The organism is Streptomyces bohaiensis, from assembly GCF_012033785.1.
GTDB classification, from domain to species: Bacteria; Actinomycetota; Actinomycetes; order Streptomycetales; family Streptomycetaceae; genus Streptomyces; species Streptomyces bohaiensis.
Map to the genome: position 1 here is coordinate 1 of NZ_JAAVJC010000085.1, position 18,019 is coordinate 18,019.

An 18,019-nucleotide genomic window follows, 5' to 3' on the forward strand; every position below is an offset into this window, starting at 1 on the left:
GTCGGGGCGCGACGGTCGGGGCGGCTGCCGGTCGGGCCGGTGCCCGCGCCGCGACCCTCCCGGCCGCCCGGCTGCCCGGCGGCGCGCGGTGGGTGGTGGGCGTCAGAGGACGATGTCGGCCAGGCGGGTGACCTCGTCGAGGTCGTCGGTACCGGGGCTCAGGATCAGTTCGTCGACACCCAGGTCCTCGAACTGCTTCACGGCGTCCCGCACCGACTCCGCCGAGGTGTGGACGTTGCCGACGACGATGTCCTGGTACTGGCCGGTGGCGGCGTAGTAGTCGGCGACGTTGGCCCGGCCCCGGTCGGGGTCGCCCAGCGAGACGTAGTTGAGGCCGACCAGCCGGGGCCGCCCCGGGCGCCCCGCCGCCTGCCACGCGCCCCGGGCGGCGTCGAAGAGCCCGGACGCCATGGCCGCCGGCACCGACCCGGCGACGTAGCCGTCCGACGTCTCGGCCATCCGGCGGAAGGCGGCCGGGGTGGTGGCCCCGAACAGCAGCGGCACCTGCCGGGTCCCGGCCGGCACCGCCGGGTTCTCGCTCCCCGGAACGGGGGCGCCGGCCCACAGCGACCGGTAGGTCTCCAGGTCGCGGTCCATCCGGGCGCCCCGGTCCCGCGGGCCGTGCCCGGGGACGACGAAGTCGTCCTCCCGGATGCCCACGCCGATGCCGAGGGTGAGCCGGCCGGCGGAGACCGCGTCGATCGACGCCGCCTCCTTGGCCAGCAGCGCCCCCGGCCAGGTCGTCGCCAGCAGCACCTGGCTGAGCAGCCCGATCCTGGAGGTGGCCCCGGCGGCCGCGGCCAGGGCCACGGTGTCCATCACGCCCGGATAGGCGATCCGGCCGGTGGTGCCCAGCGTGGAGAAGCCCGCCTCCTCCGCCAGGCGGGCCCAGGCGGGAATCACCGGGGCGTGGACGTCGCGTACCTGGTTGGGCAGTCCGATGCCGATGTGCATCACGAGGCTCCTTGACTGGTGCGGGTGTCGACGGGGGGGCAGGCCGAGGACCGGCGCTCACCGGTGATCCTGGCCGGGCGCCCATACACCCGGGTTGCACCCGTCAGACAGCGCGAGCGGCGGCGGCGGTCAGCACACCGACCCCGTCGTCGACGGTCGGCGGCGCCGAGGGAGGAGCGCCCTCGTACCAGCCCTCCGGCACGACCGAGTGCAGGTAGGTGCCGGCCATCCGGATGCCGCTGCGTGCCTGGTGCGAGTGGACGACATCGCGGAGCAGCGCGGCGTCGGCCGCCTCGTCGAGCGCCTCCAGGGCCAGCGCCCCGTTGTGCAGCACCGCCAGCTGGTTGCTCAGGTCGCCCTCGCCCAGGAAGCGCAGCAGCGACGACCGCAGCAGCGGCAGCGCCTCGCCGCCGCGCCCCGCGTCGATCAGGGTCTGGGCCTGCATCAGCTCGCTGAGGGCCGCCGTCCAGACCAGCCCCGAGGCGTCCGCGAGGCGCACGGCGGCCCGCAGCCGGTCCCGCCCCTCGGCGACCCGGCCGGACATGACCAGGGCGGCGCCTGACGCCATGGCACCGGCCGCGACCAGCCAGGTGGTCCCCGTCTCGGTGGCGATGGCGTGCGCCTCGGTCGACGCCGCCAGCGCCACCTCCGGGTCTCCGCCCGGCAGCTGCACCAGCGCCTGGTAGTAGCGGACCTCGGCGAGCAGGCCGCGATGGTCCGGTTCCGAGCCCACGGCCAGCCGTGCCTCCGCCAGCATGCGCCGTGCCGTCGTCCCGTCGCCGGTGAAGTAGAACAGGCCGGCCGAGGAGGCCGTGGCCCGCACGGTGTCGCCGAGCGGGGCGTCCGGCGCCGCGGCCAGGGCCGCGGTGAGGATCCGGTTGCCCTCGACGAGCAGACCGCTGCGGATCCAGAACCACATGAGCCGTGCGGCCGTGCGCAGGGCCTCGACCGGGGCGTGCGCCAGGTCGTGCGCGAGCCCCGCCCGCAGATTCGGCAGCTCCAGCCCCAGCGCCGCCATCGCCGCCCCGGACCGTTCGCCCTGCAGATCGCCCTCGGCCCGGGCGACCAGCTCGCGGACCCAGCGGGCATGGGCGGCCCGGGTCGCCGCCGGATCGCCGTCGACGGACCGGCTGTACGCCCGGATCGTCTCCAGCATCCAGTAGCGCGGCGCGCCACCGCCGGTCTCCGCGGTGACCACGGACTGGTCGACCAGCGAGACCAGCACGTCGAGCCCCGCGGTGGTCGCCGCGGCAGCCAGGGGGAAGCCGCCCTCGTACGGCCAGAGCCGCACCGCGAGGTCACGTTCCTCACCGGCCAGCAGGTCGAAGCTCCAGGCCACCGCCTCCTGCAACGTCGCGTGCGGCGTCATCGTGCCGCGCGGAATCCTGCCGAGCACGGTGAAACGGTCGTCCAGCTGCTCGATCAGCCCCCGGACGCCGAAGGTCCGCACCCGTGCCGCCGCCAGCTCCAGGGCCAGCGGCAGGCAGTCCAACGCCTCGGCCAGGCGGCGCAGGTCCCGCAGGTCGGCGTCGCCCGCGCTCCAACCGGGGCGGCTCGCGCGGATGCGGTCGGTCAGGAGCGTCACGGCGTCGTCGGTGGTCAGCGGAGCGAGCGGCAGACTGTGCTCCCCGTCGACCCCGAGCGGACTGCGGCTGGTGGCCACCACCCGCAACGCGGGCACCCGGTCGAGCAGATCGGCCACGAGCCGGGCCACGTCCCCGACGAGATGCTCGCAGTTGTCGAGCACCAGCGGCCGCCCGTGCAGACGCAGCCGCTTCACGAGCGCCTCGTACGGGTCACCGGTGATCCCGGTGACGCCCACCGCCGCGGCGATCGCCGAGACCAGCGGGGCCGGGTCGGTCACATCCGCGAGCCGCACGACGGCGTCCCGCCCGGCCCACTCCACGGCGAGCCGGGTCTTGCCCGACCCGGCGGGACCGACGACGGTCACGAGCCGATGGGTGCCGACGAGACGATCCAGCACCGCCAGGTCGGTGTCGCGTCCGATGAACGACGACAGCGGCCGATCACCTGGCGGGCCGGCCGTGACGACGGGGCCCGCGAGCGCCGGGTCCTGCGACAGGATGCGCCCCTCCAGCCGGCGCAGCTCCGGCCCGGGGTCGACACCCAACTCCTCGGCCAGCAGCGTCCGGACCCGGCGCACCGCGGTCAGCGCGTCCGCCTGGCGCCCCGAGCGGTAGAGCGCCAACGCCAGCAACTGCCAACGGCGTTCGCGGTACGGCGCCGCGTGCACCAGCAGTTCGAGCGCCGCCACCGCGCCGGGGTGGTCCCCGGTGGCCAGCAGCGCCGCCGCGCTCTCCTCCTGGGCGGTGTCGCGCTGCTCCACCAGGGCCGCACGGATCGCGGCCGTCGACTCGTCGTCGGCCAGGTCCTCGTACGGCGTGCCGCGCCACAGCCCCAGCGCCGCCTCGAACGCCTCGTGCGCCTCGGCATGGCGGGCACCGGCCGCCAGCGCACGAGCGCGGGCGAGGTGGCTGCGGAACCGGTCGACGTCGGTGTCGGCCGCAAGGAGCCGGTAACCGCCGGCGGAGCGCTCCAACGTCGTGCCGGGCAGCGCCCGGCGGAGCCGGGAGACGTACACCTGCAAGGCGCCCGCCGGGTTGCGCGGCCGGCTCTCGTCCCACAGCCCCTCCGCGAGGCGGTCCTCCGAGACCGACCGCCCCTCCTCGGCGACCAGGATCGCCAGCAGCCGCCGGGGCAGCCGGCCCCCGACGGGGACGGGCCGACCGTCTTCCCGCACCTCGAACGGACCGAGCACCGCGAACGTCACCACCGCACCATGTAAGCCCATGCCGCCCACGGCCTCGACGGCGGGGCGGCACCGCCGTAACCGCGCTGTAGGCGGATTGCAAGGCACTGCCGGGAAGCTGCTCCCATGAGCAACGAGACGAGCGGGACGAACGAGACGATGGCCGACAGCCGCGACATGATCGGCGCCCACGACGCCTTCCGGCGGGAGTTCGCCGCGCTGCCCGCGCTCATCGCCGGCGTGCCGGTCAGGGACGCGCACAGCACCGGCGTCGTGGCCCGGCACGTCCTGATGATGATCGACTTCCTCCACGCCCACCACACCAGCGAGGACGACCACGTCTGGCCCCGGCTGCGGGAGCGCTGCCCCGGCGACGTCGAGCCCCTCATCGGGACCATGGACCAGCAGCACGCCTTCATCGACGACGAGCTGACCGCACTCGCCGCCGACACCCGCCTCTGGAAGGAGACCGCCGCCGCCGGTGAACGCGACAAGGCCGTCGTCGTCGCCGAACGACTGCTGCCCCCGCTCCACGAGCACCTGGCGCTGGAGGAGGAGCGCATCCTCCCGCTCATCGACCGCCACATGACCGACCGCGAGTGGAAGACCACCGTGGAGGCGTCCCTGAACAAGGTCCCCTTCGCGCAGCGGCTGCTGATGCTGGGCATGGCCCTGCACGGCGCGAGCGAGGAGCAGGCCCAGCTGCTGCGCGCCGCCGTCCCCGCCGTCGTCTGGCACGTCGGCCGCCCGCTCGGGAAGCGCCTCTACCGCACCCACCGGCAGCGCCTGACCGCCGCGAGCCAGGGTGCTTACGGCTGAGCGGCGGGTGGCTGAGCGCTGGGTGGCCGAGCGGCGGGGCGGGCCCGGCGCCGCGGGTACCCGGCCGCGCCCGCCACCGCGCCGCGGGGCTCGGGCCCCCCGAAGCCACCGGGCAGCCGGGGCCGGAGCGCCGTCAGGATCCGCCCAGTCGGCGGAGCGCCTCCAGCGGGTACGGGGTCTGCCTGCTCCGGTGCTGGAACGTGCGGTTGAAGTCGGACATCACGTCGGCGACCGGCGCATGGCGAACGAGGAGTGCGGCGGCCTCCTCCGGGATTCCCGCGGGGAGCCTGCCCGCCGCGTAGGAGCGCACCAGTGCGTGGCGGCTCTCCTGGTCCTCCCTGCGGTATCCGTAGAACGCGGTGACCAGCCAGTTCACCGCGTACGTCGCGGTGTAGCAGCGGTCGTAGGACTGGTGGTGAGCGAAGAATTCGGCCTCGTCCTGCGACAGTTCGAAGCCGGATGAGATGGCGAGGCCGTAGTCCGCGAAGTAGAGGCGCCGACCGTCGGTCAGAATGTTCTCGAAGTGGGCGTCGAAGTGCAGAAGCCCGCGGCTGTTGATGAACGAGACGCCGTCCGCCAGCTCCCTCTCCACCATGGCGCACGCGCGGCCGACATCGTGGTCCCCCGCTTCGATCTTGGCTCGCAGCCACTGGTGCAGGTTCTGCGGCAAGTACTCCAGGAACAGTGCGACACTCACCGAGGACCGCCGAAGAGCCTCGATCCGGCCGCGTACCTGCGATCCCCCGCCCCAGTAGGCGACGGCCCGTTCGACGTCGGCCAGTTCGTCCGGAAGCGGCGCCGGGTCCGGCACGATGCGCCAGTGGTACATCAGCGGGAAGCCCTCGTACTCCGCCGTGAGCACCCAGTTCGTCGTCATGGCGTGCACGGCGAGCTCTCGCCACGCTCCGAAACCCGGAGCGCCGATCGTGCCGGTCCCGAAGTGGCAGAAGGGGGGAAGCCCGAACAGGTTCGCCGTGGACCGGAGGTGCCGGGGTTCCCTTTCCAGGTCGGTGAGCGGCACCCGCTTCACGAAGACCGGCGTTCCGGCGACCTCCGCGAGGGCCGACGTCCCGCCGATCCCGGAGCCGAGCGGTACAGCCGCCTCGACGAGTTCGCACAGGGCGCGATCGCTGTGCATGGCCAGGGCCGTGGAGACGGCGCCGTGGGCGGTCAGCCGTGCACGATGCGACATGTCCGGACCCTCCACCCTGACCTCCTCCCGTGGGGTGCGGAGCTCGATTCTGCATCGCCCGCGAAGAGTGCGGCCCGATGTCGGGTGATCGCGCAGGGCGCTGACCCGTCAGCCGCACGGCTGTCCGGTGTCACCGTCTCGACGCGCGGCATCTGCGCTCGTTCGGTCGGGTGGCGATGCTCTGTGCCACGCTGGGGAGTTCCGGCCCCGCCGTACTCCCTGCGAGCGGCGAAGCGGTCCGTTCGGGCGTGTTCAGGTGTGGAAGACACCCGGTCTTCGAGATGGTGAAGGAGTGCCACGTGAAGACCAGGATGGTCGCGTCGCCGTTGAACGCCCGGCTCAATACCCGATTCGCGGTTAGCAGACACAGAAATGGAGTCTGATTTGTCTTCGTACATGACACTGAACCCAGCCACGGGTGAGACCCTGCGGGAGTTCCCCGGGCTCGACGACGCGGCGGTCCCCGGAGTTCTGAGCCGATCGCACGGCGCCTTCGCCGGCTGGCGAGCGACCGAGGTGGGCGAGCGCGCACGGCGACTGGTGCGCATTGCCGATGCCTATGAAGCGCGCCAGGACGAACTGGCCGAGCTGATCTCGACCGAGATGGGTAAACCGCTGAAGGAGGCGGTGGGTGAAGTCGAGCTCGCCGCCGCGATCTACCGCTGGTACGGCGAGCACGGACCGGGCCTGCTGAACCGGGAGGTGCTCGATCCGCAAGGCGCCGACGAGTCACTGGTCCGAACCGAGGCCATCGGTTCCCTGATCGGGGTCATGCCGTGGAACTACCCCTACTACCAGGTGGCCCGGTTCGTCGCCCCCAACCTGATGGTGGGCAACACCATCATCCTCAAGCACGCGTCCATCTGCGCGGCGTCCTCGGAGCTCATGGCCGAGCTCGTGCACGCTGCCGGGATGCCCGAGGACGCCTACATCAACGTGTTCGCGAGCAATGACCAGATCGCCGACATGATCGCCGACCCGCGCGTGCGCGGGATCTCGCTGACCGGCAGTGAGCGCGCCGGCGCATCGGTGGCCGAAACCGCGGGGAGGCATCTGAAGAAGGTCGTGCTGGAGCTGGGCGGCTCCGATCCTCTCATCGTCCTCGATGACGGTGACATCGAGCGGACAGCCACCATCGCCGCGCGGGCGCGGCTGTCCAACGCGGGACAGGCCTGCAACTCTCCGAAACGAATGATCGTGCCCAACGACAAGGTGGACGACTTCGTGTCGGTCGTCACCCGCGCCTTCGAGGCCGCCCGGGTGGGAGATCCCACGGATGAGAGCACGCAGGTCGGCCCGCTGTCGTCGATCACTGCGCGGGACACCGTGATCGCACAGGTCGAACGCGCCGTCGAGCAGGGTGCCACCCTCCACACCGGTGGCGAGGCGATCGACGGAGCAGGAGCCTTCATGCGTCCCGCCGTCCTCACCGGCGTCACCAGTGACATGGACGCGTACTCCGAGGAGATCTTCGGGCCCGTGGCCGTGATCTACGGCGTCGACTCGACCGACGAGGCCATCACGCTCGCCAACGACGTGGGCTTCGGCCTCAGCGGTTCGGTGTGGGGCAGCGACATCGACCGTGCCCAGGAGATCGCCGACCGACTCGAAGTGGGCATGGCCTACGTCAACGAGCACGGCACCACCCTCCCCGGCCTGCCCTTCGGCGGCGTGAAGCGCTCCGGCTTCGGCCGCGAGCTCGGCCGATGGGGGATGGGAGAGTTCGTCAACACCCGACTGCGTCGGACCTCCACGACCAAGAAGTAGTGGCCCTGGCCACGTGATGGCGGCGACGGGCAGTTTCACCACGGCTTCGACCTCGGGCCGAGCCGGGCGCCGCCATCAGGGCCCCCGGTGGCGGACACGTCTCAGCCGGTGGGGCGTCGCAGGCGCCGAGGGCGCGGGCGATCCTCGTTGCTCACAGGGCCCCGGGGTCGACCGTGACGGGGAATGGCGCGGTGGCCTTCACGGTGCCGGTGAAGACCTCGCCGTCCCGGTAGGCCCTGGTGGCTGGGTCGAGGACGTAGGTGCAGACGATCGGAACGCTGGTGGCGGACTGCTCGATGCGCCAGTAGAAGGGGATGCCGGCCTTGGCGTACTGGTCCACCGTCACGATCCGGTCGGTGGTCTCCGAGCCGGGTGACACGACTTCGACGGCCAGGAGTACGTGCTCGGGGCGGGCGGGCGTGAGGCATCTCCTCCAGCACGCGGAGACCCCGGTCGGTTACTCCGCCTGCCACTGCGGCCCCCGGCGGTGTCAGGTGAGGGGACGGCCAACATGACCACCCTGCGCAACCTCGCGATCAACGCTCTCCGCGCTGCGGACCACCGCAACATCGCCGCCGGGCTCCGCGAAGCTCCCTGCCAACCCTTCACCCACCCGCTCAAGCCGCTGGGCATCAGCTGACCAGCGCCGTAGCATGATCACCACGACGTTGAACTGGCCGTGGTTCTGACCTGGTGTCTTCACGAGGAAACACCCTATGGACAGGCGCGATGACGAACTGAGCCACGAGATAGACGCTTGGGCCCGGGGGCAGCTGATGGCATCGCCGGAGTGGGAGCCCGAGTGCCTCGGCATCAGGCAGCACTGTGAGGGCCAGGGTCCGTCCGTGCGTGACGGGCAATGCCTACGAGGCGTTGGTCCTGGCCCTCATACGAGTGCATGCCGAGTCGCGCCCGCTATCGATCGCTCCCGACGGAGAGAAAGACACCTTGTCAGCCAAGGACGAGGGACTCGTCGCCGAAGTCGGCGACGATCTTCAGGCGCCCTCCCAGTGCCGCGACGTACGCGGCGAGGGTCTCGACCTCGGTACGCGCCACGGCGCCCTTCTCGATCTGGGAAACGCGCCCCTGGGTGACACCGAGAGTCTCGGCGACCTCGTTCTGCGTCATGTGCTGGCGCTTGCGGACCTCGGCCAAGCGGTGGGCGCGGACCTCCGCGAGCATGGCGGCGCTCCGCTCCTGAACGTCCGCCTGCTCCTCGGCGGTGAGACCGAGGTCATCCTTCAGATCGTGCCAGTCGATCGCGTTGGCCGTCTTCGGTTTGAGGTTGCTCACGAATCCTCCTCGGTGTACGCCTGGTAGGCGGCTTCGGCTTCCTTGATCGCGGTGCGGTACCAGCCGGACCAGTTCCTGGCCTTGTCGCCGCCGACGAGGATGACGGCGTTGCGCTCGGGGCTGAAGACGAACAGCATCCGTACTTCGCTGTCAGCCTTGGAACCGGGGCGCAGTTCCTTCAGGTTGGGCAGGTTTGATCCGGTGATGCGGTCGACGAGCGGGCGGCCGAGGGCTGGGCCTTCAGTCTGGAGCACGTCGAGTGCGGCGGCGATCTGGGTGAGGGTGTCCCGGTCGCTTTTGCGGAGTTCGTGGATCCAGGTTCGGGCTGGCTCCACGACGATGATCCTGAAGCTCATGGTCTACTCTCACTCACCAACATTACTCCAGGATGATATCAGGCTGGCCTAATATCGGCCATGTGGAACCCGGGGTCGGTGTGGGGGTGCCAGGCATCGGGGGTGGGTGCGACCGGGGAGGCGTAGCCTCGGAGCGTGAACGGGGTGATGCGCTTGTGCCTGTGCTGGCCGTTGGCCTCCCTCAGCCAGGCGCCTCGGTTGTCGAGCATCACGTGCCGGGCCCGCAGGGGGGTTGCCGTACTTCGAAGTGCAGTCCCGGCATCGTTCAGTCTCCGTACTTCCGCAGCACCGCGATCATGCGACGGATCTTCCGCACGTCCTCTTCTTCGACGCCGTCCGAGTTGAAGTGCATAAGCTCGTTGCGGATCTTCCGCAAATCGTCGAGCCGTTTCACGAATACTCTGCGGTCGAGCGGCCACCCCAGCTTCGCCCACAGGGAAGGATTCTCCAGGATCCGCTGATAGTCCCCGAATGACAATTCGTCGAACGAGACGATGCCCCCGCCATCATCGGTATTGCACAGCGCGACGGCGTCCGTCAGGTCGATGGCGTCGGATATTATCCTGCGCAGTCGCTGGTCCAATTCCCCGATAAGGGAGAACGGCGTTGCCAGAGCGCCGTAGGCTGCGGCGGCGTCGTTGGAAGTGACGATTCCGGCGATGACGTTGGTCTCGTCCCGCACCAGGACGAAGCCGAACAGAGCGAGCTGGGGCAGTACGTCGACCAGATGGTGGTCGTAGGGAACGGCATGGGCCGGAATGACCGCCTGTGAGAAGGGGGCGTCCGCGTCTGTGTGGCGCGCCATGGCTATGGATTCCCAGGTGACCGCACCCTGCAGGTTCCTGCTGCCCGTTATCACCGGGAGCTGAGAGTAATCATTGAGGGTCATCTTGGTGATGGCTTCGTCGAAGGTCGCCTGGGGAGAGATCGAGACGACCCCCGACAGCGCCGAGGCCAGGCGTCCGACCGTGAGGTCCGTGATGGGCTCGCGCTCGCTGTCGTCCGCCTCGTCCACGCCCGTGTCCTCGCGCTCCGTTTCCCCGACGTGTTCCGCTTCCCCGGCGTGGTCGGGAGCGCCGACCAGCAAGGCCGGCTGTTCATCCGCTCCCTGTCTGCCCTCCTGCTCGATCGACTTACGGACCAGGCGAACAGAGGTGTCGAGGGGAACGGCACCGAAGTCGGGTGACGTCGAGAGAGCGTGGTTCGACAGTTCGCCGGCTACTTGGTCGCTGATCAGGTGTCCGCGCCGGGCCGCGCCCCACCAGCCGAAAAGCTCCCGAACGGTGAGCGTGACAGGGTGCCCCTCTGCCGCCGCTTCTCGGGCCTTCTTCAGTCGCTCGTGCCGGGCGCTGGCGAATTGCGCGTCCTGCGACCCTAGTGGAGCTTGCTTCGCCAGAGAATCCAGGAGCCGTTGCCGCAGAGCATCCAGTGTGGTCCCGTCACGCAGTGCCCAGGCATTCCAGCCGTCGAAAGAGCCGTGCCCCACAGCTGCCTTCGCCGCTCTGGAGGGCGAGGCGAACTGTCGTCCATCTGTCAGCCTGATGGCATGATCTTTGGACACTTCGGCGAAGTGCGTGGTGCCCATTCGAGGCCGCGTGAAGACCAGCTGGGTGCCGACGTCCAGCAGCCCCGCATGTACGAGATCCGCGACACGGACACGGCGCCCCGCTATCAGGTAGGAAGCGCGGCCCGAGGCGGGCGCGTCAGTCTCTCTGTCGGCCTTGTCTTCAGTGCCCGTCATGCGTTCTTCTCCGAAGCCTCTGGATCATGCCTTTCGGCCGTGCGGTGCACCTACGGTGCGTCCCCGCCCGGTGACCCGCTGATCATCACAGATGGTCACGCTCCGCGTCGAGGCTCTTCGTGCCTCCTGTGGGGTCGGGCACGCGGACACGGGAGAGTGGCGGTATGAATCGACTGGCAGACTCCCAGTCGCCGTATCTCCTCCAGCACGCCTCCAATCCTGTGGACTGGTGACCATGGGGAGAGGAGGCGATGCAAGAGGCCAAGCGGCGCGACGTTCCCATCCTTCTCTCGGTGGGCTATTCGTCGTGCCACTTAGCCTGCTGACCACTGGTGTCAGTGCACTTGCTGAACCCATAAGTGCCTACCAGGAGTGACGTCATACAGTGATCTCGTGAGCGCCGAAAGTGATGACCTTGACGCCCGTATCGACGCCAGGGCACAGGAGCAGTTGGCCGCCTCACCTGATTGGTTCGTGGAGGAGTGGACGAGCGTTATGGCGATCCTAGAGCCGGACGACCGAGGCACCCCTCCTCGCGACAGGCCTGTTTGAGATGACCTGCCCGCCCGTCAACCTCGTTTCTTTCTGAGCGCGGAGTGGTGGGCATGGAACCGTGATTGCAGGTTTGCCGAGATTAGACGCACAAGCCTCCTCGTACCGGGGGTGGTCGCGCCTGGACATGCTGTCCGTACCTGGAAGTGCTAGTGCGTTGCTGCTTGTTCTAGCCTGGCCCCGCAGGGCAAAGGGGTGGGAGCAGGATGCCGAAGGTGCCTGAGCCTGAGAAACTCTCGGAAGAGGCTTATTTGTCGGTGTGTGCTTCCCGCTTCGCCAATCGCTGATGCGCTGTACGGACAGGGAACTTCGCCCAAGGCGGTCCCTGCTGGCAGAGCAGATAGCGGCTGGCTTAGGGGAGCCAGCGGCAGCGAAAAGAGCCTCCAGATGCTCCTGGAATTTGCGCTTTCCCTTGTGTTTCGTCACGAGGAATCTTCCGGCGCTGTCAGACGGCGCCCAGGTCGACAGTGACGGGGAACGGAGCGGCAGTCTTGATCACGCCGGTGAACATCTCGCCGTCCCGGTAGGCCCTGGTGGCGGGGTCGAGGACGTAGGTGTACGCGATTGGGACACCGGTGGCGGCCTGTTCGATGCGCCAGTAGAAGGGGATGCCCGCCTTGGCGTACTGGTCCACCTTCACGATCCGGTCCGTGGTCTCCGAGCCCGGCGACACGACCTCGACGACCAGGAGTACGTGCTCGGGGCGGGTGGGCGTGAGGTCGATGGTTTCTGCCCGGTAGACGATGACGTCAGGGTGGCGGTTGGTGAGGGGAACGTCCTGAAGGCGGACGTCGAAGTCGGTGTCGGCGTTCCAGTCCGGGCCCGCGGCGGCGTCCAGGGCATTGGCCAGGATGCGGGCCAGCCGGTTGTGGCGCTTGGAAGCGCTCGGGCTCACGACAACCATCCCGTCCACGATCTCGATGCCGGCGCACTGCTCCTCGGACCAGGAGTCGTACTGTTCCGCGCTGATCTGCGTATGCATCCACGCGGGCGCCACCATCTCGGCGGTCATGGTGTACCTCCTTCGAGAGGCCTCTGCAGGTCCGGCGCTGCTGCGCCAAGCCTACTGTTCCGAGGCGCCGGGCTGCCCGACTCGGAAGGGAAGGAGTCGCCCTCCACGTCATGGCACATAAGCGCAATTCGGCCAAGTGAGGCGGGCTCGTCGGTGTTTCACCGGTCGCGGCAGACGCTGTGAGAGGCTGGGTCTCATGAACCGGTTGGCTGGTGTGACCTCGCCTTATCTGCTTCAGCACGCTGACAATCCGGTCGACTGGTGGCCGTGGGGATCTGAGGCGTTCGAGGAAGCGAAACGGCGTGATGCACCCGTTCTGCTGTCGGTCGGCTACTCCGCGTGCCACTGGTGTCACGTCATGGCGCACGAGTCGTTCGAGGACCCGGAGGTAGCGGCCTACCTCAACGAGCACTTCGTCTCCGTCAAGGTGGACCGCGAGGAGCGCCCCGACGTCGACTCCGTCTACATGGACGCCGTGCAGGCTGCCACCGGTCAGGGCGGGTGGCCGATGACCGTCTTCATGACCGCCGACGGCGAGCCCTTCTACTTCGGCACCTACTTCCCGCCCGAGCCGCGCCAGGGCCTGCCCTCCTTCCGCCAGGTGCTGGAGGGGGTGTCCACCGCGTGGACCGAGCGGCGGGACGAGGTGGGCCGGGTCGCCGCCGAGATCACCGGTCGGCTGCACGGCCGCGCCGTGGACTACGACGCGCCGCATCCGCCGGGCGAGGCGCTGCTCTCCGTCGCCCTGCTGGGCCTGACCCGCGAGTTCGACGAGCGCAACGGCGGCTTCGGCGCCGCGCCGAAGTTCCCCCCGCCGATGGTGCTGGAGTTCCTGCTGCGCCACCATGCCCGCACCGGCTCCGCCGGGGCGCTGGAGATGGTCGCCCGCACCTGTGAGGCGATGGCGCGCGGCGGCATCCACGACCAGCTCGCGGGCGGCTTCGCCCGCTACGCGGTGGACCGGGCGTGGGTCGTCCCGCACTTCGAGAAGATGCTGTATGACAACGCGCTGCTCTGCCGGGTCTACACCCGGTGGTGGAAGGCGTCCGGCTCGCCGCTGGCCCGCCGGGTGGCGCTCTCCACGGCCGAGTTCATGGTCCGCGAGCTGCGCACGGAGGAGGGCGGGTTCGCCTCCGCGCTCGACGCCGACAGCGCCACCGGGCCGGAGCCCGACGCGCCGCACCGCGAAGGCGCGTACTACGCGTGGACACCCGGTCAGCTGGTCGAGGCGCTGGGCCCGGAGGACGCCGCCGTGGCCGCGGAGCGGTTCCGGGTCACGGAGGACGGCACCTTCGAGCACGGCGCCTCCGTGCTCCAGCTGCTCGGGGAGGACGTCCCGGACACGATCCGGGTCCGCATGCTCGACGCCCGCGCGGCCCGACCGCGCCCCGGACGCGACGACAAGGTGATCGCGGCGTGGAACGGCCTGGCGATCGCCGCGCTGGCCGAGACCGGCGCCTGCCTGGAGCGACCGGACCTGGTGGAGGCCGCCGCTGCCGCCGCCGACCTGCTGGTCTCCCGCCACCTCGACGACACCGGTCGGCTGGCCCGCACCTCCCGCGCGGGCGTCGTCGGTCCCGGGGCCGGTGTCCTGGAGGACTACGCCGACCTCGCCGAGGGGCTGCACGCGCTGTACGCGGTCACCGGCGAGAGCGCCTGGTTGGAGATCGCCGGCACGCTGCTGGAGTCGGTCCTCACCCGCTTCCGCGACGACAACGGGGCGCTGTACGACACCGCCGACGACGCCGAGCAGCTGATCAGGCGCCCGCAGGACCCGACCGACGGCGCCACCCCCTCGGGATGGACGGCCGCCGCCGGCGCGCTGCTGACGCACGCCGCCTACACCGGCAGTGACCGCCACCGGGCCGCCGCCGAACGTGCCCTGGGCATCGTCGCGGCGCTGGGGGAGAAGGCGCCGCGGTTCGTCGGCTGGGGGCTGGCGGTGGCGGAGGCGGCGCTCGACGGGCCCCGCGAGATCGCCGTCGTGGGCCCGCCCGACGACCCGCGCACGGTCGCGCTTCTCACCACCGCGCTGCGCGCCACCGCGCCCGGGGCGGTCGTCGCCCACGGAACAGGAGCGGCGGCCGAACCGGCGGCAGGCGACGGGCCGGACGCCGGGGGAGTGCCGCTGCTGAACGGCCGCACCACCACCGACGGCGCGCCCACCGCCTACGTCTGCCGCCACTTCGTCTGCGGGCTGCCGGTCACCGAACCGGAGGCGCTCGCCGCTCAGCTGAGCGGCGAGGGTGATGCCGACCGCGACGGCGAGGCGGGCGGCGCGTAGGGCCAGGGAGCGGCGCTGTCCCGACGCGGGCCACCGGGGCGGACGGGGGTGGCGGCAGGGGCGACCGCCGGCCGCCACCCCTGTCCGCCCGGCCGCCACCCTGTCGGTCGTCCCGTGACGTCGTCGCCCCGCCGGAGTGGGTGCCTGGGCCGGTGCGCCGACCGACTCTCCCGTCCGGGTCCCGCGGCGTGGGCCGCCAAGGGGCACTGCGGGTCGCATCCGGCCGGTGGCGGCAGCGCACCGTTGCCGGTTCCGCCGCCCCGCCGCCCCGCCGCCCCGCCGGCGTTCCCGGGTAGCGGAGTCAGGCCGCCTGGGAGGCGACGAGGAAGATCCCCGCGTAGTGCACGGCGAACGCCGCCAGCGTCAGCGAGTGGAAGACCTCGTGGAAGCCGAAGAACCGCGGTGAGGGGTTGGGCCGCTTGATGCCGTACACCACGCCGCCGGCGCTGTAGAGCAGTCCGCCGACGATGACGAGCACCAGCACCGCGATGCCGCCGGTCTGCAGGAAGTCGGGCAGGAAGAAGACCGCGGCCCAGCCCATGGCGATGTAGCAGGGCGTGTAGAGCCAGCGCGGCGCGCCGACCCAGAAGACGCGGAAGGCGATGCCGGCCGCCGCCGCGGCCCAGATGCCCCACAGCAGGAGCTGCTGGCGGCCGTCATCCAGCAGCAGGATCGTCAGCGGCGTGTAGGTGCCGGCGATGATCAGGAAGATATTGGCGTGATCCATACGGCGGAGCACGGCCTCGCCGCGGGGTCCCCAGTTGCCGCGGTGGTAGAGCGCGCTCACACCGAAGAGCAGGCAGGCGCTGAGCGCGTAGATCGCGCATGCCAGCCGGGCCTGGGGGCTGCTCGCCGTCGCGGTCAGCAGGAGACCGGCGATGATCACCGCCGGGAACATGCCGGCGTGGAGCCAGCCTCTGAGCAGGGGCTTCAACGTGGCGGCACCGGCCGCCACCGTCGCCGCCGGCGCCGTCACGAGCGCCGCGGGATCGGTGGCCTGCGAGTCGTCGGGGACCGGCGCGGGTGCCGGCGCCGCGGGGAGCGTCGTCATGCACCGATGCTACCTACGGTTCCGTAGGTTCTCGGTCGGGTGGTCCCCCGGTCGGTCGGTGGTGCTTGCCACACCCGTTCGGCCCTTGCGGCTCACTCCATCGAGTGGTGCTGCTCACCTGAGCGCGCACTGGACACAGACGAGACGGCTTGGCACTATCAGATGAGCTTGGTCGGTACCGGATGAGCGCATTCGGCATTCGGGTCGTCCACCGACGAGCCGGACGTCCGTCCCGTCCGGCGCTCACCCCGGGCAGATGTGCGCTGCCCGGTCAGCACCCTCGAAACCCTCTGGAGCAAACCGTGGCGCCCACCCCAACGGCTCCCATCACCGAAGCCCCCACGCAGCACCGCGAGCTCGCCGCCTGGGTCGACGAGATCGCCGCGCTCACCCAGCCCGACCGCGTCGTCTGGTGCGACGGCTCGGAGGCCGAGTACGAGCGGCTCTGCGAGGAGCTGGTGGAACGGGGAACCTTCACGCGGCTCGACCCCGTCAAGCGCCCCAACTCCTACTACGCCGCCTCCGACCCCACCGACGTCGCCCGGGTCGAGACGCGGACCTTCATCTGCTCCGCCGAGGAGAAGGACGCCGGCCCGACCAACCACTGGAAGGCCCCCGCCGAGATGCGGGAGATCTTCACCGGCACCGGCACCGGGCCCGAGGGGACCGGCGGTATCTTCCGCGGTGCGATGCGCGGCCGCACCATGTACGTCGTGCCGTTCTGCATGGGACCGCTCGGTTCCCCGCTCTCCGCGCTCGGCGTCGAGATCACCGACTCCGCGTACGTCGCGGTCTCCATGCGCACCATGACCCGCATGGGGCGCGAGGTGCTGGACCAGCTCGGTACCGATGGCGCCTTCGTCAAGGCCGTCCACACCCTCGGAGCGCCGCTCGCCCCCGGCGAGGCCGACGTCCCGTGGCCCTGCAACGCCACCAAGTACATCTCCCACTTCCCCGAGGACCGCGAGATCTGGTCCTACGGCTCGGGCTACGGCGGCAACGCGCTCCTCGGCAAGAAGTGCTACGCGCTGCGCATCGCCTCGGTGATGGCGCGCGACGAGGGCTGGCTGGCCGAGCACATGCTGATCCTCAAGCTGACCCCGCCGACCGGCGACCCGCGCTACGTCGCCGCCGCCTTCCCCTCCGCCTGCGGCAAGACCAACCTCGCGATGCTCGAACCCACCATCCCCGGGTGGACCGTCGAGACGATCGGCGACGACATCGCCTGGATGCGGTTCGGTGACGACGGGCAGCTCTACGCCATCAACCCCGAGGCCGGCTTCTTCGGCGTCGCGCCCGGCACCGGCGAGCACACCAACGCCAACGCCATGCGGACGCTGTGGGGCAACACCGTCTTCACCAACGTCGCCCTCACCGACGACGGCGACGTCTGGTGGGAGGGGATGACCGAGGAGGCCCCCGCCCACCTGACCGACTGGAAGGGCAACAGCTGGACCCCGGAGTCCGGGACCCCCGCCGCGCACCCCAACGCGCGGTTCGCCGTGCCCGCCTCCCAGTGCCCGACGATCGCTCCCGAGTGGGAGGACCCGCGCGGCGTCCCGATCTCCGCGATCCTCTTCGGCGGCCGCCGCGCCTCCGCCGTGCCGCTGGTCACGGAGTCCCGAAGCTGGCAGCACGGCGTCTTCCTCGGCGCCAACGTCGCCTCCGAGAAGACCGCGGCCGCCGAGGGCAAGGTCGGCGAACTGCGCCGCGACCCCTTCGCGATGCTGCCCTTCTGCGGCTACAACATGGGCGACTACATGGCCCACTGGATCACGGTCGGGCAGAACGCCGACCCGGAGAAGCTCCCGAAGATCTACTACGTCAACTGGTTCCGCAAGGACGACGCCGGGCGCTTCGTCTGGCCCGGTTTCGGCGAGAACAGCCGCGTCCTGAAGTGGATCGTGGGCCGGCTCAACGGCGAGGCCGACGGGGTCGCCACACCCATCGGAACCGTCCCGACCCCGGAGTCCCTGGACACCGACGGCCTGGACCTCTCCGCAGCCGACCTGGCGTTCCTGCTCGACGTCGACACGGAGGTGTGGCGGGAGGAGGCGTCCCTCGTCCCCGACCACCTCAACACCTTCGGCGCCCACACCCCGAAGGAACTGTGGGACGAGTACCACGCCCTGGTCGACCGCCTCGGCTGACGCCCCGCGACCGGCGCCCGCCCCATCGCCGGGCACCTGGTGGAGATCATGGGAGGGCACATCTGGTCCTCCGGCTCC

At 70.6% G+C, this 18,019-nt stretch carries 14 protein-coding genes and 2 pseudogenes; 6 read left to right on the forward strand and 10 right to left on the reverse strand.

The window, feature by feature from the left end; all coding sequences use genetic code 11:
- Nucleotides 1-102 precede the first annotated feature (102 nt).
- Nucleotides 103-954, reverse strand: a complete 852-nt coding sequence (locus tag HCN52_RS12075; RefSeq protein ID WP_168088426.1) for an LLM class flavin-dependent oxidoreductase — start codon at nt 952-954, stop codon at nt 103-105.
- 103 nt (nt 955-1,057) lie between these two features.
- Nucleotides 1,058-3,745, reverse strand: a complete 2,688-nt coding sequence (locus HCN52_RS12080) for an AfsR/SARP family transcriptional regulator (RefSeq protein ID WP_312876660.1) — start codon at nt 3,743-3,745, stop codon at nt 1,058-1,060.
- Between the two features lie 105 nt (nt 3,746-3,850).
- On the opposite strand from HCN52_RS12080, the gene HCN52_RS25390 reads away from it, so the two are divergent.
- On the forward strand, nt 3,851-4,543 hold the full coding sequence (locus HCN52_RS25390) for a hemerythrin domain-containing protein (RefSeq protein WP_245175067.1): 693 nt from the start codon (nt 3,851-3,853) through the stop codon (nt 4,541-4,543).
- Nucleotides 4,544-4,676: 133 nt separating this feature from the next.
- Here the strand turns inward: HCN52_RS25390 and HCN52_RS12085 are convergent, their stop codons facing one another.
- Complete coding sequence (locus HCN52_RS12085; RefSeq protein ID WP_168088427.1) at nt 4,677-5,735, reverse strand: serine/threonine-protein kinase; 1,059 nt, start codon at nt 5,733-5,735, stop codon at nt 4,677-4,679.
- Nucleotides 5,736-6,131: 396 nt separating this feature from the next.
- Between HCN52_RS12085 and HCN52_RS12090 the strand changes: the two genes are divergently transcribed.
- Nucleotides 6,132-7,502 (forward strand): NAD-dependent succinate-semialdehyde dehydrogenase, encoded by a 1,371-nt coding sequence (locus HCN52_RS12090; RefSeq protein WP_245175068.1) that lies wholly within the window; start codon nt 6,132-6,134, stop codon nt 7,500-7,502.
- A 151-nt stretch (nt 7,503-7,653) separates the two neighbouring features.
- On the opposite strand, the pseudogene HCN52_RS12095 reads toward HCN52_RS12090, so the two are convergent.
- Nucleotides 7,654-7,926: pseudogene (locus HCN52_RS12095) on the reverse strand (Uma2 family endonuclease); the annotation flags it as partial.
- A gap of 87 nt (nt 7,927-8,013) precedes the next feature.
- On the opposite strand from HCN52_RS12095, the gene HCN52_RS25930 reads away from it, so the two are divergent.
- Nucleotides 8,014-8,142 carry a hypothetical protein gene (locus tag HCN52_RS25930; RefSeq protein ID WP_280923905.1) on the forward strand — a complete coding sequence of 43 codons (129 nt, stop codon included), beginning with the start codon at nt 8,014-8,016 and terminating at the stop codon, nt 8,140-8,142.
- A gap of 311 nt (nt 8,143-8,453) precedes the next feature.
- Here HCN52_RS25930 and HCN52_RS12100 read toward each other — a convergent pair whose 3' ends face one another.
- The 4 genes from HCN52_RS12100 to HCN52_RS12115 are packed head-to-tail and all read right to left on the reverse strand — an operon-like array spanning nt 8,454 to nt 10,892.
- Nucleotides 8,454-8,795: an XRE family transcriptional regulator gene (locus HCN52_RS12100; protein WP_168088429.1), complete on the reverse strand. Its 342-nt coding sequence runs from the start codon at nt 8,793-8,795 to the stop codon at nt 8,454-8,456.
- Nucleotides 8,792-9,151 carry a type II toxin-antitoxin system RelE/ParE family toxin gene (locus HCN52_RS12105; protein ID WP_168088430.1) on the reverse strand — a complete coding sequence of 120 codons (360 nt, stop codon included), beginning with the start codon at nt 9,149-9,151 and terminating at the stop codon, nt 8,792-8,794. The genes HCN52_RS12100 and HCN52_RS12105 overlap by 4 nt, the downstream gene beginning before the upstream one ends.
- 38 nt (nt 9,152-9,189) lie before the next feature.
- Nucleotides 9,190-9,360, reverse strand: coding sequence for a hypothetical protein (locus HCN52_RS12110; protein WP_168088431.1), 171 nt, complete (start codon nt 9,358-9,360; stop codon nt 9,190-9,192).
- Between the two features lie 56 nt (nt 9,361-9,416).
- Nucleotides 9,417-10,892, reverse strand: a complete 1,476-nt coding sequence (locus HCN52_RS12115; RefSeq protein WP_168088432.1) for a CBS domain-containing anti-phage protein — start codon at nt 10,890-10,892, stop codon at nt 9,417-9,419.
- A gap of 164 nt (nt 10,893-11,056) precedes the next feature.
- On the opposite strand from HCN52_RS12115, the pseudogene HCN52_RS12120 reads away from it, so the two are divergent.
- Nucleotides 11,057-11,206, forward strand: a pseudogene (locus HCN52_RS12120) (DUF255 domain-containing protein); the annotation flags it as partial.
- 683 nt (nt 11,207-11,889) lie between these two features.
- On the opposite strand, the gene HCN52_RS12125 reads toward HCN52_RS12120, so the two are convergent.
- The gene (locus HCN52_RS12125; RefSeq protein WP_168088433.1) at nt 11,890-12,456 is read right to left on the reverse strand and encodes a Uma2 family endonuclease; all 567 of its coding nucleotides are present in this window, start codon (nt 12,454-12,456) and stop codon (nt 11,890-11,892) included.
- Between the two features lie 196 nt (nt 12,457-12,652).
- Between HCN52_RS12125 and HCN52_RS12130 the strand changes: the two genes are divergently transcribed.
- Entirely contained in the window at nt 12,653-14,740 is a 2,088-nt protein-coding gene (locus HCN52_RS12130) for a thioredoxin domain-containing protein (protein WP_168088434.1), read from the forward strand.
- Nucleotides 14,741-15,041: 301 nt separating this feature from the next.
- On the opposite strand, the gene trhA is transcribed toward HCN52_RS12130, so the two are convergent.
- Entirely contained in the window at nt 15,042-15,791 is a 750-nt protein-coding gene (trhA, locus tag HCN52_RS12135) for a PAQR family membrane homeostasis protein TrhA (protein ID WP_168088435.1), read from the reverse strand.
- A gap of 302 nt (nt 15,792-16,093) precedes the next feature.
- On the opposite strand from trhA, the gene HCN52_RS12140 reads away from it, so the two are divergent.
- Entirely contained in the window at nt 16,094-17,941 is a 1,848-nt protein-coding gene (locus HCN52_RS12140) for a phosphoenolpyruvate carboxykinase (GTP) (RefSeq protein ID WP_312876661.1), read from the forward strand.
- The last annotated feature ends 78 nt before the right edge of the window (nt 17,942-18,019 follow it).

What these genes read in the sequence shown, in the direction of transcription:
- HCN52_RS12115 (WP_168088432.1), bottom strand. Translation starts at nt 10,892, where the DNA reads ATGACGGGCACTGAAGACAAGGCCGACAGAGAGACTGACGCGCCCGCC.
- HCN52_RS25390 (WP_245175067.1), top strand. Translation starts at nt 3,851, where the DNA reads ATGAGCAACGAGACGAGCGGGACGAACGAGACGATGGCCGACAGCCGC.
- HCN52_RS12085 (WP_168088427.1), bottom strand. Translation starts at nt 5,735, where the DNA reads ATGTCGCATCGTGCACGGCTGACCGCCCACGGCGCCGTCTCCACGGCC.
- trhA (WP_168088435.1), bottom strand. Translation starts at nt 15,791, where the DNA reads ATGACGACGCTCCCCGCGGCGCCGGCACCCGCGCCGGTCCCCGACGAC.
- HCN52_RS12075 (WP_168088426.1), bottom strand. Translation starts at nt 954, where the DNA reads ATGCACATCGGCATCGGACTGCCCAACCAGGTACGCGACGTCCACGCC.
- HCN52_RS25930 (WP_280923905.1), top strand. Translation starts at nt 8,014, where the DNA reads ATGACCACCCTGCGCAACCTCGCGATCAACGCTCTCCGCGCTGCGGAC.
- HCN52_RS12105 (WP_168088430.1), bottom strand. Translation starts at nt 9,151, where the DNA reads ATGAGCTTCAGGATCATCGTCGTGGAGCCAGCCCGAACCTGGATCCAC.
- HCN52_RS12090 (WP_245175068.1), top strand. Translation starts at nt 6,132, where the DNA reads ATGACACTGAACCCAGCCACGGGTGAGACCCTGCGGGAGTTCCCCGGG.
- HCN52_RS12125 (WP_168088433.1), bottom strand. Translation starts at nt 12,456, where the DNA reads ATGACCGCCGAGATGGTGGCGCCCGCGTGGATGCATACGCAGATCAGC.
- HCN52_RS12110 (WP_168088431.1), bottom strand. Translation starts at nt 9,360, where the DNA reads ATGCTCGACAACCGAGGCGCCTGGCTGAGGGAGGCCAACGGCCAGCAC.
- HCN52_RS12130 (WP_168088434.1), top strand. Translation starts at nt 12,653, where the DNA reads ATGAACCGGTTGGCTGGTGTGACCTCGCCTTATCTGCTTCAGCACGCT.